This is a genomic window from Enterocloster bolteae (assembly GCF_002234575.2).
Lineage (GTDB): Bacteria > Bacillota > Clostridia > Lachnospirales > Lachnospiraceae > Enterocloster > Enterocloster bolteae.
The window spans coordinates 5,589,123-5,609,618 of record NZ_CP022464.2 but is presented as its reverse complement, the minus strand read 5'-3'; the positions used below and the strand labels follow the sequence as shown (position 1 = coordinate 5,609,618).

The following is a 20,496-nucleotide window of genomic DNA, read 5'->3' as shown; positions in this document are numbered from 1 at the left end:
CAGTCATGGAGTTGTCAAATTTACAGCCTGCTGCAGGTTCAAAGCATAGCGATAATTTTAGAAAAGGCCGTGGCCATGGTTCTGGTAATGGTAAGACCGCAGGTAAGGGCCATAAGGGTCAGAAAGCTCGTTCCGGAGCAACAAGGCCTGGCTTTGAAGGCGGACAGATGCCTTTATACAGACGTCTGCCAAAGCGTGGTTTCACTAATATGAATTCTAAGACCATTATTGGTATTAACGTAAGCGCTCTGGAAAGGTTCGATAATGATGCTGAGGTTACGGTTGAGACCTTAATCGAGGCAGGAATCGTTAAGAACCCAAGAGATGGTGTAAAGATCCTTGGAAATGGAGAATTAACCAAAAAGCTGACCGTTAAGGTTAATGCATTCAGTGAAGGTGCAAAATCTAAAATCGAAGCTTTAGGTGGAACCTGCGAGGTGATCTAATGTTTAAAACGATCAGAAATGCATTCAAGGTAAAAGAGCTTCGCACTAAGATTCTCTATACCTTCATGATGCTGGTAGTCATCCGTTTTGGCAGCCAGCTGCCGATTCCGGGAATCGAGACATCGTTCTTTGCGAATTGGTTTGCGAAACAGACAACGGATGTGTTTGGCTTCTTTAATGCCATGACAGGTGGTTCATTTTCATCCATGTCCATCTTTGCCCTGAGCATTACGCCATACATCACATCTTCCATCATCATCCAGCTTCTGACCATTGCAATTCCAAAACTGGAAGAGCTGCAGAAGGATGGCGAGGACGGAAGAAAGAAGATTCAGGAATACACCCGCTATACCACCGTGGGCCTGGCACTGATTGAATCAAGTGCCATGGCCATCGGCTTCGGACGTCAGGGACTTCTGATAGATTATAACGCATGGAACATCATCATCGCCATCGTCACCATGACAACGGGCAGTGCCCTGCTCATGTGGATCGGCGAGCAGATTACGGAAAAGGGCGTTGGAAACGGTATCTCAATCGTACTGTTATTCAACATCCTGTCCAGTGTGCCGGATGATATGAAAACTCTTTATTACCGCTTTATCTTCGGACAGACGGTTACAAAGATGATTTTCAGCGTTGTAGTGATTGCCCTGATTATCCTGGCTATGGTAGTTTTCGTTATCGTGCTGAACGATGCCGAGAGGAGAATTCCGGTCCAGTATTCCAAGAAGATGGTTGGCCGTAAGATGGTTGGCGGACAGGCTTCCAACATCCCACTGAAGATAAATACCGCAGGCGTTATGCCGGTAATCTTTGCTTCTTCCATCATGTCCTTCCCGGTGGTGATTTCTCAGTTCTTTACGATTGATCCAAACTCCATCGGCAGTAAGATTCTGATGGTGCTCAATTCGGGTTCATGGTGCAGGCCTGAGTATCCTATATACTCCATCGGTCTGGTGATTTATATTGCATTGCTGATTATGTTCGCTTACTTCTATACGTCCATTACGTTTAACCCGTTGGAAGTGGCCAATAACATGAAGAAGCAGGGCGGCTTTATCCCGGGCATTCGTCCTGGCAAGCCAACCAGCGATTATTTGAATAAGATATTGAATTATATTGTTTTTATTGGTGCATGCGGCCTGATAGTGATTGCGATTGTTCCGATTCTTGCGTCCGGTTTACTCAACGTCAGCCGAATCTCATTTTCCGGAACGTCCCTGATTATTATCGTTGGCGTTGTGCTTGAGACAATCAAAGCAGTAGAATCTCAGATGCTTGTGCGTTATTATAAGGGATTTTTGAACGATTAACAACCACAGTTGAATCAATCAATCTGCCTTTGTGGTATTCCACAGGGGCGGATTTGTTGTATTTATAGCTTATAACGCGCCGCTGCACTAAGCTCGTGAGGGGACCTCGCCAAGTGCCAGTGGCATGTATTGCACGCAAGCGGCCGGAATACGGCGGCTAAGTGCTCATAACGAGCCACTCCACTAGGCTCGTGGAAGACCTCACCAAGTGGAGGTGACATGTATCGCACGTAAGCGGCCGGAATACGGCCACTAAGTGCTCATAACGAGCCACTCCACTGGCTCGTGGAAGACCTCACCAAGTGGAGGTGACATGTATCGCACGTAAGCGGCCAAAATACGGCCACTAAGTGCTCATAACGAGGAGGACTGGGTTTATGAAGATTATCATGTTAGGCGCACCTGGTGCCGGCAAGGGTACTCAGGCAAAAAAGATTGCAGCAAAATATCAGATTCCCCATATCTCTACCGGGGACATTTTCCGGGCCAACATTAAAAACGGCACGGAGCTGGGCATGAAAGCCAAGTCCTATATGGATGCAGGCGGTCTTGTGCCGGATGAAATCACCATCGGCATGCTGCTGGACCGCATCCATGAGGAGGACTGCAAAAACGGATATGTGCTGGACGGATTCCCAAGGACTATTCCCCAGGCAGAGAGCCTTACAAAAGCTCTGGGCGACATGGGTGAGGCCATTGACTATGCAATCAACGTGGATGTTCCGGATGAGAACATCATAAACCGTATGTCCGGACGCCGCGCATGCCTTTCCTGCGGGGCAACATATCATATCGTATACAATCCTCCTAAAAAGGAAGGAATCTGTGATGTATGCGGCCAGCAGCTGGTACTTAGGGATGATGATAAACCTGAAACTGTTAAGAAGCGTCTTGATGTCTATCATGACCAGACTCAGCCTCTCATAGAGTATTATAAAAAGGCAGGCGTTTTAGCCGAGGTAGATGGCACATTGGATATGGAAGAAGTATTCCAGGCCATTGTCAGGATTTTAGGAGCATAAAGAATGGTAACGATTAAATCAGAACGGGAAATTGAATTAATGCGGGAAGCAGGGCGTATACTTGCCAAGGTTCATGAGGAGCTTGGCAGGACCCTGGTACCGGGAATGTCTACCAAAGAAATCGACCGGATGTGTGAAGATATGATAAGAAGTCATGGATGTGTTCCATCCTTTCTGAATTATCAGGGTTTTCCGGCATCTGTGTGTATATCTATTAACGATGAGGTGGTTCACGGCATTCCGGATAAGCACCGCTATCTGGAAGAAGGAGATATCGTCAGCCTGGATACAGGTGTTATATGGAAGGGATATCAGTCCGATGCAGCCAGAACCCATATGATTGGAGAAGTGAGCGGGGAGGCCAGGAAACTGGTAGAGGTGACGCAGCAGAGCTTTTTTGAAGGTATAAAGTATGCAAAAGCTGGCAATCATCTCAATGATATTTCCAAAGCCATTCAGGAATATGCAGAAAGCTTTGGCTTCGGAGTGGTCCGGGACCTGGTAGGTCACGGTATCGGTACGGAGATGCATGAAGCACCGGAGATTCCCAATTTCGCCCAGCGCCGCAAAGGCATCAGGCTGGCTGCCGGAATGACACTCGCAATTGAACCTATGATTACTGCAGGGCGCTATGATGTAGTATGGGAGGATGACGGCTGGACCGTTGTGACAGAGGACGGCTCTCTGGCATCCCATTATGAGAACACCATCCTGATTACGGATGGCGAACCTGAGATTTTATCGCTGTAGTTTGAGGTGGCCCTATGGTAGAGTTTAAGGAAGCCGGCCTGGTAAAGAGTTTAGCAGGCCACGACAAAAATGAACTGTATATCATAATCAGTGTCCAAGGGGAATATGTTTATCTGTCAGACGGCAGGAAACACCCTTTAAGTAAACAGAAACGCAAGAACAGGAAACACTTGCAGCTCATACATGAGCACGATGAAACCTTAAGGAAGAAGCTTACAGAAGGCGCGGCGGTGAGGGATGAGGAGATAGCAGGCTTCATCCGCAGCCGCAGGCAGTAGGAGGTAAAATAGAATGTCAAAAGCAGACGTAATTGAAATTGAGGGAACCGTAATTGAGAAATTACCCAACGCCATGTTCCAGGTTGAACTGGAGAACGGCCATCAGGTACTGGCACACATCAGCGGAAAGCTTCGTATGAACTATATCCGCATCCTGCCAGGAGATAAAGTGACCATTGAGCTGTCACCCTATGATTTATCCAAGGGAAGAATCATCTGGAGAGATAAATAAGGTAAACAGGCTGTCTGGTGACAGAATAAAGACAGAGTAAAGAAAGAGTTCCGTTTTCCAGCAGGCCAGTGATGTCAAACACCGCCTGCCCCGGAAAAGAACATAAAACACCATAGATAAAAAAGTGCTTGCATTATTGGCAAATGTTTGATATAATGCTTTAGCAACTTTGTTGGTCTATAGAAAGGAGAATTACTGTGAAGGTTAGATCATCCGTAAAGCCGATCTGCGAAAAATGCAAGATCATAAAGAGAAAAGGCAGTATCAGAGTAATTTGTGAAAATCCAAAGCATAAACAGAGACAAGGTTAATTAAAATTAGGAGGTGTACTACACACATGGCTCGTATTTCAGGTGTTGACTTACCAAGAGAAAAACGTGTTGAGATCGGTCTTACTTACATCTACGGTATCGGTAGAGCAAGCTCCAACCGCATCTTAACGGCAGCTGGCGTTAACCCAGACACTCGCGTTAAGGATTTAACCGATGATGAGGTAAAAAAGCTGGCTAACACAATTGCTGAGACTCAGACTGTTGAAGGTGATCTTCGTAGAGAGATTGCTATGAACATCAAGAGACTTCAGGAAATTGGATGCTACAGAGGAATCCGTCATAGAAAGAGCCTGCCGGTTCGTGGCCAGAAGACAAAGACCAACGCCAGAACTTGCAAGGGTCCGAGGAAGACAGTAGCAAACAAGAAGAAGTAAGAATTTCATTAGCAACATTGTAACCGAATTCGATTTACATGTTTTAAAAACAGGAAGAGCGAATTCAAGAAAATGAGAAAGTAGGTTAGTTTAAAATGGCTAAAAAAGTGTCCACTACAGCTAAAAAAGTGACAAAAAAGCGTGTAAAGAAAAACGTTGAACGCGGACAGGCACATATCCAGTCATCTTTTAATAACACAATTGTTACATTAACTGATGCGCAGGGTAACGCTCTTTCATGGGCTAGTGCCGGTGGTCTTGGATTTAGAGGTTCAAGAAAATCTACTCCATATGCAGCCCAGATGGCGGCAGAAACTGCTACTAAGGCAGCTCTCGTACATGGCTTAAAATCCGTAGACGTTATGGTAAAGGGTCCTGGTTCAGGACGTGAAGCAGCAATCCGTGCCCTTCAGGCATGTGGATTGGAAGTAACCAGCATTAAGGACGTGACACCAGTTCCACATAACGGATGCCGTCCGCCAAAACGTAGAAGAGTCTGATTGATTTTAATTAGGAGGTAATTAAAGTGGCAGTAGATAGAGTTCCTGTTCTTAAAAGATGTAGATCCCTTGGTCTGGATCCAATCTATTTAGGAATTGATAAAAAGTCCAACAGAGAATCCAAGAGAACAAACAAAAAGTTAAGTGAATACGGCATGCAGTTAAGAGAAAAGCAGAAAGCCAAATTCATTTACGGTGTATTAGAGAAACCTTTCCGTAATTACTATGCTAAGGCATCCAAGATGAACGGTATGGTAGGTACTAACCTGATGATCCTGTTAGAGTGCAGACTGGACAACGTTCTGTTCCGCATGGGTCTGGGCCGTACACGCAAGGAAGCAAGACAGATTGTTGACCATAAGCACATTCTGGTTAACGGCAAGCCAGTGAACATTCCATCCTACCGTGTTAAGGCTGGGGATGTCATCGAAGTGAAGGAGAAATACAAATCCGCACAGAGATACAAAGACGTCCTGGAAGTAACCGGCGGACGTATGGTTCCGGCTTGGCTGGATGTAGACCAGGAGAACCTGCGCGGTACTGTTAAGGAAATGCCAACCAGGGATGAGATTGATGTTCCAGTAAACGAAATGCTTATCGTCGAGTTGTACTCCAAGTAATCCTACAATTGATTATAAATTGTACAAGGTATGCCTGTCCTTTATAGGGCAGGCGTACTTTGCAGGATGAAAAACCCGAACTTACGCCTTGGGCTGTGTTTGGGCAGTGCACTGCTTTGCAGTGCTTTATTTCCCTCGAGATTTGATAGAAACCCAAAAAGGAGGGGCTATTAGTGTTCGATTTTGAAAAACCAAACATTGAAATCGCAGAGATTTCAGAAGACAAGAGATACGGCAAGTTTGTAGTTGAACCACTTGAGAGAGGTTACGGCACTACGCTGGGCAATTCCTTAAGAAGAATTATGCTTTCTTCTTTACCCGGAGCCGCAGTGAGTCAGGTAAAAATCGATGGCGTTTTGCATGAGTTCAGTTCTATTCCCGGAGTTAAGGAAGATGTGACTGAAATTATTATGAACATCAAAAGCTTAGCGATTAAGAACAACAGCGATACCGATGAGCCCAAGGTTGCATACATTGAATTTGAAGGCGAAGGTGTAATTACTGCAGCTGATATCCAGGCAGATGCTGATATCGAGATCATGAATCCGGATCAGATTATCGCCACCTTAAGCGGCGGCACGGACAGCAAGTTCTATATGGAACTTACCATCACCAAGGGCCGCGGCTATATCAGCGCCGATAAGAATAAGAACGACGATTTACCAATCGGGGTCATAGCAGTTGATTCCATCTACACTCCTGTGGAGCGCGTGAACATGGCAGTAGCCAATACACGTGTGGGGCAGCAGACGGACTACGATAAGCTTACACTTGAGATTTATACCAACGGCACCCTGGCTCCCGATGAGGCTGTCAGCCTGGCCGCAAAGGTATTAAGCGAGCACCTGAATCTGTTCATTGACCTTTCCGAGAATGCCAAGACCGCTGAGATCATGGTAGAGAAGGAAGACAATGAGAAAGAGAAAGTGCTTGAGATGAATATCGACGAACTGGAGCTTTCCGTTCGTTCCTACAACTGTCTGAAGAGAGCCGGCATCAACACAGTGGAAGAGCTGTGCAACAGGACTTCTGAGGACATGATGAAGGTTCGTAACTTAGGCCGCAAGTCCTTAGAGGAAGTACTGGCCAAGTTAAAGGAATTAGGCTTACAGCTAAATCCAAGCGACGACAACTAAGCGACCGAACACAGTGAGGGAGCGCTGCGCAGACGAAGTGAAGCGGAGTTTGCGTTTCCCGCACAGACCGAACGAAGTGAGGGAGCTTTACTCCCGGTCAGTAAGTCCAAAGAAGCATGACTGAGAGAGCCAAATAGAATAAGTGGGCGAAAACGCCAATACCAGTAAGTCCAAAGAAGCATGGTGAAGGTGTTCCACGATAATGGAGGAAAATACAATGGCAGGATATAGAAAATTAGGAAGAACTTCCGATCAGAGAAAGGCTTTAATCAGAAGCCAGGTAACAGCACTGTTATATCATGGACACATCAGGACAACTGAGACCCGTGCAAAGGAAATCCGCAAGGTTGCAGAAGGTCTGATTGCCATGGCAGTTAAGGAGAAGGATAACTTCGAGACTGTAAAGGTTACCGCTAAGGTTGCCCGCAAGGACAAAGACGGCAAGAGGGTTAAGGAAGTTGTAGACGGCAAGAAGGTTACCGTATACGATGAAGTAGAGAAGGAAATCAAGAAAGATATGCCTTCCAGACTGCATGCCAGAAGGCAGATGTTAAAGGTTCTCTACGGAGTGACCGAAGTTCCGGCTGCCGCAGCAGGAAAGAAGAGAAATACCAAGTCTGTTGACCTGGTAGCTAAGATTTTTGACGACGTTGCTCCAAAGTACGTAGGCCGTAATGGTGGTTACACCAGAATCGTTAAGATTGGCCAGCGTAAGGGTGATGGCGCTATGGAAGTTCTGATTGAGTTAGTATAATTCCATTGAATCGTGCAGAAGGCTGCAGATACGGTAATCGTGTCTGCAGTTTTTTTAGTTCCTGAAATAATCGTGAAAATATCGCAAGAATATCGTAAGTTGACGCAAAACTGTCCCCTGGTCTATAATAGAACCAGGAAAAGAAGAAACAAGGAAAGTGCAGCAAGGGGGAATCCTTGGAGGAGGTTGAATTTCATGAGAAGCATGAAGCGATTGTTATGTCTGGCCCTGGCCACGGGTACGCTGATTACAGCTATGCCCATCCAGTCCATGGCATCATCTGATTATAAGTATATCACGAACATCTCTTTGAAGGTGGATATAGACCTGGATTCAGGGGATGAAATCAATGATGGTGACAGCCTGGGAACAGATTCCAGCGACAGCGGGAACAAGGTATACACTTCATCGAACAAATACAGGGTTCAGTCAGCAGAGTGGTCCAATGATAAGGAAGTGACCATTGGCGATACGCCAAAGATAACTGTGTGGCTGGAGCCGGAGAGTTCCAGCAACAGCAATTATGATTACCGTTTCCGCAGCAGCTACAGTTCAGGCAGCGTCAGTGTCAGCGGCGGAACTTTTGTGTCTGCTTCCAAAAGCGGAAGTGACCTTAAGGTGGTAATCAGGGCAAACGGAATCAAGGGGACCTACGACCCGCCGGAAGACGCGGAATGGGGCAGCACCCGGGGAAGAGCCAGGTGGGAGGAACCGGAAAACGGCGGTTCCGGATATTACGACGTGTATTTGTACCGTGGATCATCCGTGGTTAAGAAGCTGGAGGAGTATAAGGGAACATCCTATAATTTTTATCCTTACATGACCAAGGAAGGTGATTATTCCTTTAAGGTAAGGACCGTTCCCCACACAGAGGAGGAAAAGAAGCGCGGCAAGAAGAGCGAATGGACCGAAGCAGGAGACTTATATATCGCTGAGGACGAGGTTTCTGACGGCACCGGACAGGAGGATGGCAACGGCAGTACTCCCAGCGGAGGAAACACGGACGTTGGATGGCGCAAGGAAGGTGACACATGGTATTTTAAATATCCCGACGGCAACTACCAGAAAAACGGCTGGCTGAGATGGAATGATAAATGGTATCTGTTCGACGAGACAGGCAAGATGGTGACGGGATGGAAGCAGACCAACAGCGGATGGTACTATCTGGGTGAAAGCGGCGATATGAAGACAGGCTGGGTAAAGTCCAATAATATTTGGTACTATATGAACCCCAACCAGGACGGACCGGAAGGCGCCATGGTCAAGAACAGCTGGCTCACCATTGACGGAAAGACGTATTTCATGAACGAAAGCGGCGCCATGGTGGAAGGGTGGTACAAGGTCCAGGATAATTGGTACTACTTCTATCCGGGACAGGGACAGAAGGCTGTAAACACATCCATCAGCGGTTTCCAGTTAGACGCCAATGGAGTATGGCAGCATTAGGATAAAGAGGTTTGTGAGTGATTTGCGGGAAAAAGAAGTATGACGGCATTTTTCATAGATAAAGGAAGGATAGTTGAAAGGAGACGCTATGAAAAGAGGCAGGTTTTGTTTTACAGCTGCTGCCGTTTGTTTGATGGTATTTGGCCTGAGCATAAGTGCTCAGGCTAAAACCACATATAGGCTGGAGATTACCAACCAGTACGACACAGACGGCACCAGCAGGGACGACAATGACAAAGACAGGGTACATCCCCTGGAACCGGATGTGGAAGTGTCTGAAGGCTCCTCGGATGGGATGGAGCTGGCATCCGATGTGGAGTGGTCCAAGGCTCCCCTGAACTGGAGTGCAGGCAATGAGGTGACAGGAACCCTGTATCTGGGCTGCACGGGGAGCCTGGGCAGGGACAGTCTGGAGCTACGTGTGACCAATGGAAGAAATGAAGCAAAGGTTTCCTCCGTGAAAAAGTATACGGGAGAGGACTATGAATCAGATTTGGGAAATGTATATGAGGTGAAATTTAAGTACCAGGTTGCGGCGCAGCTGGGAGAGACTGCCTGGGCCGGCTGGGACAGTGCAAACCCCAGTCTTGCCAGATGGAATGCCGTTAAGTACGCCAACACCTACCGGGTTGTTCTCTATGATGACCAGGGGTCTGTGGTGAGCCAGCTTGTGGAGGGCAGTACCGAGTACGATTTTTCACCATTTATGACAAAGGAGGGGGTTCAGTATTATTTTGAGGTCCAGGCCATTGCAAGAAACGGAAACCAGCAGGATTATCTTGAGGATGGTGAAGCTGTAAGTTCCCTTACCTCCGGGGCCAATACACCGGGCATTACAGACGGCACCTGGGGTGATTACCAGGAGGGCAGGCGTTTTACCTATGAGGATGGGACCGCAGCAGCAGACAGGTGGGAGCGTATTATGGGCAAATGGTACTATTTTAACCCGGAAGGTTATGCTGTAACCGGATGGAACCAGATTCAGGATACATGGTATTACATGTATGAAGACGGCGCTATGGCGGCGGGAGTTACCACACCGGACGGCTTTCAGGTAGATGACAGCGGGGCCTGGATTCATTGACGCAGAGGCACAGTTTATGGTTTGCAGTGAAAGGGAGAGTGTGATATGGGGAGACTGAAACAGCAGGCAGTCATTTGGATGTCAGGGGCGCTGCTGATGCTTACGTGCGGGACGGCCATGGCATCCACAAGGACAGAGATAGACAGTATATCCCTGGATGTGGAGTCCAATATTGAGGCGGGCGACAGTTCCGGAGACGTGGATGTGACCTGTGATTCCGGCGACTATTACGTGGATGATATAGAGATAACCAATGAACCTAAAAATGGATGGGATGACGGCGATAAGCCAAAGCTGAAGGTTACGGTGGAGGCGGAGGATGATTACTATTTTTCTTCCGGTCTGTCTAAAAGTGATGTGGATTTAAGAGGGGCGGACGGTAAAGTTACATCGGTCACCAGAAAGAGCAGCACCCTGATCGTATACATTACTCTGGATTCCCTGGACGGCAGTGACAGCGGATATGATTTGGATGTCTACGGGCTGGAATGGGATGAATCCGACGGCATGGCTTCGTGGGAGGACAGCGGGGACGCGAGGAAATACGAGGTAAGGCTTTACCGCAATGATAATTCCGTTACCTCCGTACTTACAACCTCGGATACCAGTTATGATTTTTCCGGTTATATTACAAAAAGCGGTGACTATCTGTTTAAGGTAAGGGCCGTGTACAGCTCCTCCGACAAGGGAAGCTGGGAGGAGTCCGATTCCTGGTATGTTTCATCGGAGGAGGCGGATGAAATCAGTGACGGCAGAAGGACATACGGTTCCTCCTCATCCAGTTACAAAGGCGCCTGGCTCAGGGATTCGGTGGGCTGGTGGTACTGCAATGCGGATAAGAGCTATACGGTAAATAACTGGCAGTATATTGATGACAGGTGGTATTTTTTTAATGCCGCCGGATACATGGTGACGGGCTGGATTGACTGGGGCGGCAGATGGTATTACTGCGGAGACGACGGAGCCATGTATTACAATACCACTACACCGGACGGGTATTATGTGGGAGATGACGGGGCCTGGGTGCAGTGAATTGTCAGATAAGAAAAGATGTTATTGTGTATTACAACACAAACGAATCCCCGAAGAGAGGCAGCTCTTCGGGGATTCGTTTTCCTTTTAAGGAGGTATATCCCAGGCTGTCTGTTGCTCATTACTTTCTGCACGGCATTTGCTGATGTATCAGCAAATCACACCGGCCGGAACAGAAATGATAATGGATGTTATGTACTGCATTGCGCCATCAGATATTCCATTCCGTCCCGGGGCAGGTCACTGGAAAACAGTTGCTTTTGGCATGGGAAAAAAATATAATGAAACTGTAAGCAGAAACCAATGGGCGCAGCAGGGGGTATCTCATGACAGAAGCCCTTTAGAGTGCCTGGTGAACGGTCGGACTGCAGCCATGGCGCCTGTAACGGGATTATTGCGCCGCTGCTCTTGACTTATATAGTAATATCAACTAAAATTGAGAAACGTAGCAGAACGAAGGTGTTGAAAGGACGCATATGGGAATCGTTAAAGCGGCAAAACTGGTATATGAGTATATAAGACGCGATGAGGAAGAAAATATAGAAGAAGTGAACCGGGCTATTGACGGTGTGGATGTGGATATAAAAAAGGGTGATTTTGTGGCTGTGCTGGGCCATAATGGTTCCGGCAAGTCAACTCTGGCCAAGCATGTCAACGGTCTTCTGCTGCCCACGGAAGGAACCGTATGGGTGGGGGATATGGATACCAGGGATGAGGAACATATCTGGGATGTCCGCAAGACAGCCGGCATGGTGTTCCAGAATCCGGATAACCAGATCATCGGCAATATTGTGGAGGAGGATGTGGGCTTTGGACCGGAGAATATAGGCGTGCCCACAGAAGAGATATGGAAGCGTGTGGAGGAGAGCCTGAAGGCTGTTGGAATGACCGCCTACCGGCTCCAGTCACCCAATAAGCTTTCAGGAGGACAGAAGCAGAGGGTGGCCATAGCAGGCGTTATGGCCATGAAGCCGGAGTGCATTATTCTGGACGAGCCCACTGCCATGCTGGACCCTAACGGCCGCAAGGAGGTTATACGGACCATTCATGAGTTAAACAGGGCAGAAGGCATCACCGTCCTGCTGATTACCCACTATATGGAGGAAGCCATTGAGGCTGACAGAATCATTGTCATGGACGACGGCAGGATTGTCATGGACGGACAGCCAAGGGAAATTTTCTCTAGGGTCAAAGAACTGAAGAGCCATGGACTGGACGTGCCCCAGGTCACAGAGCTGGCCTGGGAGCTTAAGGAGGCAGGAATGCCCCTTACGGATGGAATCCTTAGCAGGGAAGAGCTGGTGGAACAGCTGGTACCCCTTCTGAGATAGGGAGAAGGAGATAGAGGATGTCAATAAAAGCAGTTGATTTGAATTTTGTATATGGCGGCGGCACGGCCTTTGAGCAGCATGCCCTGTTTGACGTGAATCTGGAGATTGAGGACGGGGAATTTGTGGGTCTGATTGGACATACGGGCTCGGGAAAGTCCACCCTGATTCAGCATTTAAACGGGCTGATAAAAGCCAGCGCAGGCGAACTCTACTACAACGGGGAGAATATCTACAGCCAGGGCTATGACATGAAGCAGCTGAGGAGCAAGGTGGGCCTGGTATTCCAGTATCCGGAGCACCAGCTCTTTGAAGTGGATGTGCTGACAGATGTATGCTTCGGACCTAAGAATCAGGGACTGAGCAGGGAGGAGGCCGAAGCCAGGGCAAAAAAAGCCCTGGAACAGGTGGGCCTGGACCCTTCTTATTATAAACAGTCTCCCTTTGAGCTGTCCGGCGGCCAGAAACGGCGGGTGGCCATAGCTGGCGTGCTGGCCATGGAACCGGAGGTCCTTATACTGGACGAGCCGACAGCCGGCCTGGATCCAAGGGGAAGGGATGAGATTCTGGACCAGATTGACAGGCTCCACAGGGAGCGCCATATGACCATCATACTGGTTTCCCACAGCATGGAGGATGTGGCCAGGTATGCGGACCGTCTGATTGTGATGAACCATGGGCAGAAGGTGTTTGACGGCGCGCCAAAGGAGGTATTTTGCCATTACAGGGAACTGGAGACCATGGGACTGGCTGCGCCCCAGATAACTTATCTGGTCCATGACCTGAAGGAAAACGGCATTGATATTGATGATGATATTACCACAGTGGCGGAGGCTAGGGAGGCTATTCTGGCGCTGAGGAATAAACTGACAGAAAGCAGCAGGGATAAAAATGTTTAGAGAGATTACGTTGGGCCAGTACTATCCGGTGGACTCCGCCGTTCACAGACTGGACCCCAGGACAAAGCTTTTTGGAACTATGGTGTTCATAGCCTCCTTGTTTGTTGCAGACAATATATGGGGTTATGTCATTGCCACGGTGGTGCTGGCAGCTGTGATTAAGCTGACCAGGGTGCCGGTGCGTTTCATTCTCAGGGGGCTGAAGGCTATCATGATTCTGCTGTTAATCAGTGTCAGCTTCAATCTGTTCCTGACAGACGGACGCATACTGGTAAAGTTCTGGATTTTCAAGATAACCTTTGAGGGCGTGCGTATGGCCTTTTTTATGGGGCTGAGGCTTATCTATCTGGTGATTGGCTCATCCATCATGACGCTGACCACCACGCCCAACCAGCTGACAGACGGTCTGGAAAAGGGCCTGGGCTTTCTGAAACGGTTCAGGGTGCCGGTCCATGAGGTTGCCATGATGATGTCCATTGCCCTGAGATTCATCCCTATTCTGGTGGAGGAAACCGATAAAATCATGAAGGCCCAGATGGCCAGGGGAGCTGACTTTGAGACCGGCAATCTGATACAGAAGGCAAAGGCCATGGTGCCTCTTCTGGTGCCGTTATTTATTTCCGCCTTCCGCAGGGCCACAGACCTGGCCATGGCCATGGAAGCCCGCTGTTACCGCGGCGGCGACGGCCGCACAAAGATGAAACCCCTGCAGTACCGCCAGGCGGACCATGACGCCTATATGATATATGCCCTGTATTTTGTGGTCATCATAGCGTCCAGGGTTTATCTCTAAAATGAGCACTGCGCTGCATATACAGGAAGGTAGGATCAATGAAACGAATACGGCTTGTGGTTGCCTATGACGGCACCCAATATCACGGCTGGCAGATACAGCCGGGGGCAGTGACCATAGAATCTGTTTTGAATGAAGCCCTTACCCAGCTTATGAGGGAGCCCATCCAGGTTATAGGTGCCAGCAGGACAGATTCAGGAGTCCATGCAAGGGGGAATGTGGCTGTCTTTGACACAGAAAGCCAGATGCCGCCGGATAAGATTTGCATGGCCTTAAACCAGAGGCTTCCTGAGGACATCCGGGTTCAGGTATCCGAGGAAGTGCCCTCTGACTGGCATCCCAGAAAATGCACCTGCATCAAGACATATGAATACAGGATTTTAAACCGGAGAATCAACATGCCCATGGAGCGCCTGTACTCCCATTTCTGTTATTATAAGCTGGATGTGGACAGGATGCAGGCTGCTGCAAATATGCTGGCCGGGGAACATGATTTTAAAAGCTTCTGCAGTGTCCGCACCCAGGTGACGGATACAGTAAGGACCGTCTATAGGATTGATGTTACGAGAAATGCGGATGATATCATTACCATACGCGTGACCGGAAACGGTTTTCTGTATAATATGGTGCGCATCATTGCCGGGACCCTGATGGCTGTGGGAACAGGCCATATACAGGCAGAGGATATGCCCTCCATTCTGGAGGCAAAGGACCGGCGGGCAGCAGGCCCCACGGCGCCTGCCAGGGGGCTTACTCTGATAGAAATGAAATATGAGCTGTAAATGCCGGAATATCTTTGATTATTCGGCATTTTTTCTTTGTAAAGTGGTTGACAGGGAGTGTTTGGTATTATATAATATAAAACTGTGACATTAGCAAAGAATGCTCATCCAAAGCCCCGGAGTGAGCACTTTGATTGATAAATACTTCCCATATTTATCAGGCATATAGCGGGCATCCGTTGGATGTCAGGTGTATAACAAGGTTGAGATTAACAGGAGGTTAACCAATGAAGAGTTTTATGGCTAGTCCAGCGACAATTGAAAGAAAATGGTATGTAGTTGATGCTACAGGATATACATTAGGACGTCTGTCTTCAGAGATAGCAAAGGTTTTAAGAGGAAAGAACAAGCCGATTTTCACACCTCATATGGATTGCGGCGATTATGTAATCGTTGTGAACGCTGAGAAGATTAAAGTAACCGGCAAGAAGTTGGATCAGAAGATTTATTACAATCACTCTGATTACGTAGGCGGTATGAGAGAGACAACCCTGCGTGAATTGATGGCTAAGAAGCCTGAGAAGGTTATCGAGTTAGCAGTTAAGGGTATGCTTCCAAAGGGACCTCTGGGAAGAAGCATGTTTGGCAAGCTTCATGTATATGCAGGCCCAGACCATGAGCAGGCAGCACAGAAACCAGAAGTTTTAACATTTTAATGAGGATTGGAGGAAGAAAGTATCATGGCTAACGCAAAATTTTACGGAACAGGCAGAAGAAAAAAATCCATCGCCAGAGTATATTTAGTACCAGGTACCGGCAACATCACCATCAACAAGAGAGATATCAATGAGTATCTTGGTCTTGAGACTTTAAAGGTTATTGTTCGCCAGCCATTAGTAGCTACTGAGACTACTGATAAATTCGATGTAATGGTTAACGTTCGCGGCGGCGGCACAACAGGACAGGCCGGCGCAATCCGTCACGGCATCTCCAGAGCTCTCCTTCAGGTAGACGCTGATTACAGACCAGCCCTGAAGAAAGCTGGTTTCTTAACAAGAGACCCAAGAATGAAAGAGAGAAAGAAGTACGGCTTAAAGGCAGCCCGTCGTGCTCCTCAGTTCTCCAAGCGTTAATTCTGGAGTCAGACATCTGGTTTACACCAGTATGTCCCAACAAACGTATACAGGACCTTTCGGAACCAGTTTTCCGGAAGGTCTTTTTGGCTCTCTATGTTTTTGATATCATTAGAACAGGGATGGCTGAACCTTCCGGCTCAGGCATCCCTGTTCTTGTGTGTGATATGCAATTTATGAATTACCGTACCCCGAATTTGGTACCGCGTCTGAGTGTTCCGTTGCTGTTCCACTCTGTATAAACATATGGACCGCCGTCGGTGGTTCCGTTTTCGGTGAAGGTGTGGGTCTGGCCATTGAAGGAGCGTTCTCCGGTCTGTAACTTACAGCTGTTGCTGTCGAAGTAGTAGACATTGCCGTTGATCTTCATGATGCCGCCCTGGAGCTCGCCTGTATCGGCGGCGTAATACCAGGTGCCGTCCTTCTGAATCCATCCGGTACGCATAATCTGGTCCTCTCCGAAGAAGAACCAGTGGTTCTTGTAGTTTACCCAGTTATTGGTACAGTAATCTCCGGAACCCCACTGATACTTTGTTCCCTGAGAGGTGTGAACGAATCCCGCAGCAAATGATGTCATAGCGCTCCCTGCGGCCAGGGCCATGGAGAGAGCTGCGATTGCTAAATATTTCTTTTTCATAAGAAGCATGCCTCCTTGCGATTTATATTAGTGTATTGCTTTTCTGAGTAAATTCTACACCATGGAGCGGCTCCAAGGTCAATACAGTTAATATATTCGTAAGGATAAGGAAAAGTTTCGGAAAGGTTCGGGAGACATAGTGGGAGTCTGCCCCCGGTCTAAATCCCCCGGCCTGAACCCATCAGCCAAACCCCGCCAGTCTAAATCCATCCCCCGTCCAGTCCGATGATCTGTCCGGTAAGGTATGATTCCTTATAGCCCAGATGGTAAGCCAAATCAGCCACCTCCTCAGCGCGGCCAAGGCGCCCGGAGGGAATCTCGTCCACCAGGGCGATAAGGTCGTCCTCATCCATCCACTGGTTCATCTCTGTGTCAATGGCTCCGCAGGCAATTGCATTGACCTGGATATTGCTGGGGGCCAGCTCCTTTGCCAGGGCCTTTGTCAGGGCGTTGATACCGCCTTTGGTGGCTGAGTAGGCTGTCTCGCAGGAGGCGCCCACAACGCCCCATACAGAAGATATATTGACAATTTTTCCCTGCTTCTGAGAAATCATATAGGGGACCGCCAGCTTGCAGCAATTGAAAACAGATGTCAGGTTGGTGCGCAGCATGCGCTCCCAGTCCGCCGGAGTCATATCCTGGAGAAGTCCGATATAGGAGATGCCGGCATTGTTCACAAGGACATCCACACCACCGAACATCTTTTTAATCTTAAGGAACAGCTCCTCACAGCAAGCCATGTCCCCCATATCTCCTTTGTATGCCAGGCAGGGGACCTGGAAGGATTCGATTTCTTTCCGGGTCTGCATCAGCTGTTCCTCCCTGTGGACACAGCTGATAGCCACATTATAGCCCTTCTTTGCAAACTTAACTGCCACGGCCTTGCCGATGCCTCTGGAGGCTCCGGTGACCAGTACGGTTTTACGCGGCATAAGATACACATCCTTTCTGTTATGGGTTATAACATATTTTACCATACCAATGATAGAATTGTAAGAAATTGAATTGTAATAAATAATTTATTTGTGATATAATAATTACAAATTGTTTAACAAAAGAAGCTAAAATACCCCCGCCCCAACAGGCGGATGGATGCATTGCCGGAAACAAACAGTCGTACTCTGTTTCATTACCGGGTGTGGATTGAAACAAAACAGTGAAAATATCGGCTTAGATCGAATAAAAGGAAAAGGTGAAACTATGTCTCATATTTATGATTTGATTATTATCGGTTCCGGACCGGCAGGTCTGGCGGCTGCTGTTTACGCCCAGAGGGCAAAGCTGGACACTCTTGTGGTAGAAAAGGCAATGGTCAGCGGAGGCCAGGTCCTGACCACCTATGAGGTGGACAACTATCCCGGACTTCCCGGAATCGGCGGATACGACCTGGGAATTAAATTCAGGGAACACGCAGACCGTCTGGGAGCCCGGTTCGTGGAGGACGAGGTTCTGAATATCCAGGATGGAGGAAAAGGCGCAATCAAGGGCGTGGTGTGTCAGGGAAATACCTATGAGGCCAGGTCCCTTATACTTGCCACCGGAGCTGTGCACAGGAAGCTGGGCGTGCCGGGCGAGGAAGAGCTGGCAGGAGCCGGAGTGTCCTACTGTGCCACCTGCGACGGGGCATTTTTCCGCAATAAGGTCACGGCAGTCATCGGAGGCGGCGATGTGGCTGTGGAGGATGCCATTTTCCTGGCGCGTATGTGCAGCAAGGTGTATCTGATTCACAGGAGAAATGAACTGCGGGCAGCCAAGAGCCTGCAGGAGAATCTGCTGTCCCTGGATAATGTGGAGGTAATATGGGACACAGTGGCCGACAGTATCAATGGGGATGGAATGGTAAAGAGTCTTTCCCTGACCAATGTAAAAAATGGACAGAAAAGAGAACTGGATGTACAGGGCGTGTTTATCGCAGTGGGCATAACACCGGAGAGCAGGGCCTTTGAGGGTTTGGTGGATATGGACCACGGCTATATCAGGGCCGGGGAGGATACTGTGACATCGGCACCCGGTATCTTTGCGGCAGGTGACGTGAGGACCAAGCCGCTTCGTCAGATTATTACAGCTGCTGCGGACGGTGCAAACGCCATAACCAGTGTGGAGCGGTATCTGGTAGAGAATTAGGGGAGGCAGGCTACAGATGAATAACTGGAAGAAAGTAATCGTGCTCAGCGGTCTGTGCAGCTGCGCGCTTTCTGTGAACGCTATGGCGTCCACAAACCTGGAGACAGGCTCTTCTCTGGCGGGTATATCCGTTGCGCTGAATAATTATTATGCAGGGAATACAGAGCCGGAAAAGCAGCTGGCTTCATCCTATTCCAACATACAGAACAAATCAGCCCAGTCAAATACAGCCGCTGGTTCCGCCAGCGGCCAGGGCAGCGGCAATAAGGCAAGCGGCCAGTCCGGCAGCGCGTCAGGAGACGCCGGTAAGGCAAAGACTGCCCAGGAGACCGCGTCCAAACCAAAGTCCTCGGCGTATGACAACATTGCCGTGTCCAAGATAAACGGCACGGTAAACATCCGTACAGAGGCCAATACCAGCAGCGGTGTCACCGGCAAGATTAACAATGATTGCGCGGCCACCATCCTGGACACGGTGGACGGAGAGGGCGGAAAATGGTACAAGATTCAGTCCGGTTCCGTGACCGGCTACATAAAAGCTGATTACTTTGTTACAGGACAGCAGGCAGAATCCAGGGCCAAGCAGGTGGGAACCACCTATGGCACCATAGTGGGCACCCCCAGCCTGCGTCTGAGACAAAGTCCTGACATGGAAGGAAAGACACTGACACTGCTGTCAGAGGGCGCCCATTATGTGGTTACGGGCGAGGAAGGTGATTTCCTGAAGGTGCAGGTGGATTCAGATTTGGAAGGATATGTGTTCAAGGAATATATGAAGACCAGTGTGGAGTTTAACAAGGCTGTATCGGTGGAAGAGGAGAAGGCCAAGGCGGCAGAGGAGGCCAAGCGCAAGGAAGATGCGGAGAAGGCCCTGCAGGCTCTGGAGGATGCGAAGAAGGCAGATGCGGCCAAGAAGACGACGGCAGCTACCACAAAGGCCGAGAAGACCACGGAGGCTCCTGCCACCACAGCTCCCAAGAAAGAGGAGACAAAGGGAACAGACGCCGTCACCACCATCGCGGCCAATCCTGAGAACGGCAAGGACAGCACGGTGGCAGCGCCCACAACGGCAAAAGCACCTGAGACAGTGGACAGCAAGGAGCCGGGCTCACCTGGCGGAACCTCCACAGAGGTGGCTTCTGCTACCCGTAACGCAGTGGTGGCATATGCAAAACAGTTCCTGGGCAATCCCTATGTGTACGGCGGGACAAGCCTGACAAGCGGAGCTGACTGTTCCGGATTTACCCAGAGCGTATTTGCCCATTTCGGCATCAGTACGGGAAGAAGCTCCAGGGACCAGGCTGCCAGAGGAAAGTCCATACCAGTCAGTGATGCCAAGCCGGGAGATTTGCTGTTCTACGCCAGTGGCGATTACATTAACCATGTGGCCATCTACATCGGCGGCGGCCAGGTTATCCACGCCAGCAACCCCACCACGGGTATCTGCATCACGCCGGCAAATTACAGGACACCCTGTAAGGCTGTTACGTTTTTGGATTAAGAGAATTATTTCTACATATAAAAGCAAGCCCGCAGAT

The 20,496-nt window shown here is 48.9% G+C and carries 25 protein-coding genes; 23 read left to right on the top strand and 2 right to left on the bottom strand.

Going from position 1 to position 20,496, the window contains the following annotated elements:
• Window positions 1-5: 5 nt before the first annotated feature.
• The 21 genes from rplO (at window position 6) to rpsI (ending at window position 16,197) form a co-directional block, all read left to right on the top strand.
• On the top strand, window positions 6-446 hold the full coding sequence (gene rplO, locus CGC65_RS26030) for a 50S ribosomal protein L15 (protein ID WP_002566495.1): 441 nt from the start codon (window positions 6-8) through the stop codon (window positions 444-446).
• Window positions 446-1,762 carry a preprotein translocase subunit SecY gene (gene secY / locus CGC65_RS26025; protein ID WP_002566494.1) on the top strand — a complete coding sequence of 439 codons (1,317 nt, stop codon included), beginning with the start codon at window positions 446-448 and terminating at the stop codon, window positions 1,760-1,762. The genes rplO and secY overlap by 1 nt, the downstream gene beginning before the upstream one ends.
• A gap of 377 nt (window positions 1,763-2,139) precedes the next feature.
• Window positions 2,140-2,784, top strand: a complete 645-nt coding sequence (locus CGC65_RS26020) for an adenylate kinase (protein ID WP_002566493.1) — start codon at window positions 2,140-2,142, stop codon at window positions 2,782-2,784.
• A 3-nt stretch (window positions 2,785-2,787) separates the two neighbouring features.
• Window positions 2,788-3,534 carry a type I methionyl aminopeptidase gene (gene map, locus CGC65_RS26015; RefSeq protein ID WP_002566492.1) on the top strand — a complete coding sequence of 249 codons (747 nt, stop codon included), beginning with the start codon at window positions 2,788-2,790 and terminating at the stop codon, window positions 3,532-3,534.
• Window positions 3,535-3,548: 14 nt separating this feature from the next.
• On the top strand, window positions 3,549-3,812 hold the full coding sequence (locus CGC65_RS26010; protein WP_002566491.1) for a KOW domain-containing RNA-binding protein: 264 nt from the start codon (window positions 3,549-3,551) through the stop codon (window positions 3,810-3,812).
• Window positions 3,813-3,825: 13 nt separating this feature from the next.
• Complete coding sequence (gene infA, locus CGC65_RS26005; RefSeq protein WP_002566490.1) at window positions 3,826-4,044, top strand: translation initiation factor IF-1; 219 nt, start codon at window positions 3,826-3,828, stop codon at window positions 4,042-4,044.
• 197 nt (window positions 4,045-4,241) lie between these two features.
• On the top strand, window positions 4,242-4,355 hold the full coding sequence (gene rpmJ / locus CGC65_RS26000) for a 50S ribosomal protein L36 (protein ID WP_003497809.1): 114 nt from the start codon (window positions 4,242-4,244) through the stop codon (window positions 4,353-4,355).
• Between the two features lie 26 nt (window positions 4,356-4,381).
• Entirely contained in the window at window positions 4,382-4,750 is a 369-nt protein-coding gene (gene rpsM, locus CGC65_RS25995) for a 30S ribosomal protein S13 (protein ID WP_002566489.1), read from the top strand.
• 95 nt (window positions 4,751-4,845) lie between these two features.
• Complete coding sequence (gene rpsK, locus CGC65_RS25990; protein WP_002566488.1) at window positions 4,846-5,250, top strand: 30S ribosomal protein S11; 405 nt, start codon at window positions 4,846-4,848, stop codon at window positions 5,248-5,250.
• 26 nt (window positions 5,251-5,276) lie between these two features.
• Window positions 5,277-5,870, top strand: a complete 594-nt coding sequence (gene rpsD / locus CGC65_RS25985) for a 30S ribosomal protein S4 (protein WP_002566487.1) — start codon at window positions 5,277-5,279, stop codon at window positions 5,868-5,870.
• 173 nt (window positions 5,871-6,043) lie between these two features.
• Complete coding sequence (locus tag CGC65_RS25980) at window positions 6,044-7,006, top strand: DNA-directed RNA polymerase subunit alpha (RefSeq protein ID WP_002566486.1); 963 nt, start codon at window positions 6,044-6,046, stop codon at window positions 7,004-7,006.
• A gap of 217 nt (window positions 7,007-7,223) precedes the next feature.
• The gene (locus tag CGC65_RS25975; RefSeq protein WP_002566485.1) at window positions 7,224-7,760 is read left to right on the top strand and encodes a bL17 family ribosomal protein; all 537 of its coding nucleotides are present in this window, start codon (window positions 7,224-7,226) and stop codon (window positions 7,758-7,760) included.
• 195 nt (window positions 7,761-7,955) lie between these two features.
• Complete coding sequence (locus CGC65_RS25970) at window positions 7,956-9,206, top strand: PspC-like choline-binding domain-containing protein (RefSeq protein ID WP_002566484.1); 1,251 nt, start codon at window positions 7,956-7,958, stop codon at window positions 9,204-9,206.
• An 88-nt stretch (window positions 9,207-9,294) separates the two neighbouring features.
• Complete coding sequence (locus tag CGC65_RS25965) at window positions 9,295-10,290, top strand: hypothetical protein (protein ID WP_002566483.1); 996 nt, start codon at window positions 9,295-9,297, stop codon at window positions 10,288-10,290.
• 45 nt (window positions 10,291-10,335) lie between these two features.
• On the top strand, window positions 10,336-11,322 hold the full coding sequence (locus CGC65_RS25960) for a PspC-like choline-binding domain-containing protein (protein ID WP_002566482.1): 987 nt from the start codon (window positions 10,336-10,338) through the stop codon (window positions 11,320-11,322).
• Between the two features lie 476 nt (window positions 11,323-11,798).
• Window positions 11,799-12,653: an energy-coupling factor transporter ATPase gene (locus tag CGC65_RS25955; RefSeq protein ID WP_002566481.1), complete on the top strand. Its 855-nt coding sequence runs from the start codon at window positions 11,799-11,801 to the stop codon at window positions 12,651-12,653.
• A gap of 17 nt (window positions 12,654-12,670) precedes the next feature.
• Window positions 12,671-13,549: an energy-coupling factor transporter ATPase gene (locus CGC65_RS25950; protein WP_002566480.1), complete on the top strand. Its 879-nt coding sequence runs from the start codon at window positions 12,671-12,673 to the stop codon at window positions 13,547-13,549.
• Window positions 13,542-14,342 carry an energy-coupling factor transporter transmembrane component T family protein gene (locus tag CGC65_RS25945; RefSeq protein WP_002566479.1) on the top strand — a complete coding sequence of 267 codons (801 nt, stop codon included), beginning with the start codon at window positions 13,542-13,544 and terminating at the stop codon, window positions 14,340-14,342. The genes CGC65_RS25950 and CGC65_RS25945 overlap by 8 nt, the downstream gene beginning before the upstream one ends.
• A 38-nt stretch (window positions 14,343-14,380) precedes the next feature.
• Window positions 14,381-15,124 carry a tRNA pseudouridine(38-40) synthase TruA gene (gene truA / locus CGC65_RS25940; protein WP_002566478.1) on the top strand — a complete coding sequence of 248 codons (744 nt, stop codon included), beginning with the start codon at window positions 14,381-14,383 and terminating at the stop codon, window positions 15,122-15,124.
• Window positions 15,125-15,351: 227 nt separating this feature from the next.
• The gene (gene rplM / locus CGC65_RS25935) at window positions 15,352-15,780 is read left to right on the top strand and encodes a 50S ribosomal protein L13 (protein ID WP_002566477.1); all 429 of its coding nucleotides are present in this window, start codon (window positions 15,352-15,354) and stop codon (window positions 15,778-15,780) included.
• A gap of 24 nt (window positions 15,781-15,804) precedes the next feature.
• Window positions 15,805-16,197 (top strand): 30S ribosomal protein S9, encoded by a 393-nt coding sequence (gene rpsI, locus CGC65_RS25930; RefSeq protein ID WP_002566476.1) that lies wholly within the window; start codon window positions 15,805-15,807, stop codon window positions 16,195-16,197.
• A 181-nt stretch (window positions 16,198-16,378) separates the two neighbouring features.
• Here the strand turns inward: rpsI and CGC65_RS25925 are convergent, their stop codons facing one another.
• A complete protein-coding gene (locus tag CGC65_RS25925; protein WP_002566475.1) occupies window positions 16,379-16,834 on the bottom strand; it encodes a hypothetical protein in 456 nt (151 codons plus the stop codon).
• A 200-nt stretch (window positions 16,835-17,034) separates the two neighbouring features.
• On the bottom strand, window positions 17,035-17,766 hold the full coding sequence (gene ymfI, locus CGC65_RS25920) for an elongation factor P 5-aminopentanone reductase (protein WP_002566474.1): 732 nt from the start codon (window positions 17,764-17,766) through the stop codon (window positions 17,035-17,037).
• A 268-nt stretch (window positions 17,767-18,034) separates the two neighbouring features.
• On the opposite strand from ymfI, the gene trxB reads away from it, so the two are divergent.
• Window positions 18,035-18,958: a thioredoxin-disulfide reductase gene (gene trxB / locus CGC65_RS25915; protein WP_002566473.1), complete on the top strand. Its 924-nt coding sequence runs from the start codon at window positions 18,035-18,037 to the stop codon at window positions 18,956-18,958.
• Window positions 18,959-18,974: 16 nt separating this feature from the next.
• Window positions 18,975-20,459, top strand: coding sequence for a C40 family peptidase (locus tag CGC65_RS25910; RefSeq protein WP_002566472.1), 1,485 nt, complete (start codon window positions 18,975-18,977; stop codon window positions 20,457-20,459).
• The last annotated feature ends 37 nt before the right edge of the window (window positions 20,460-20,496 follow it).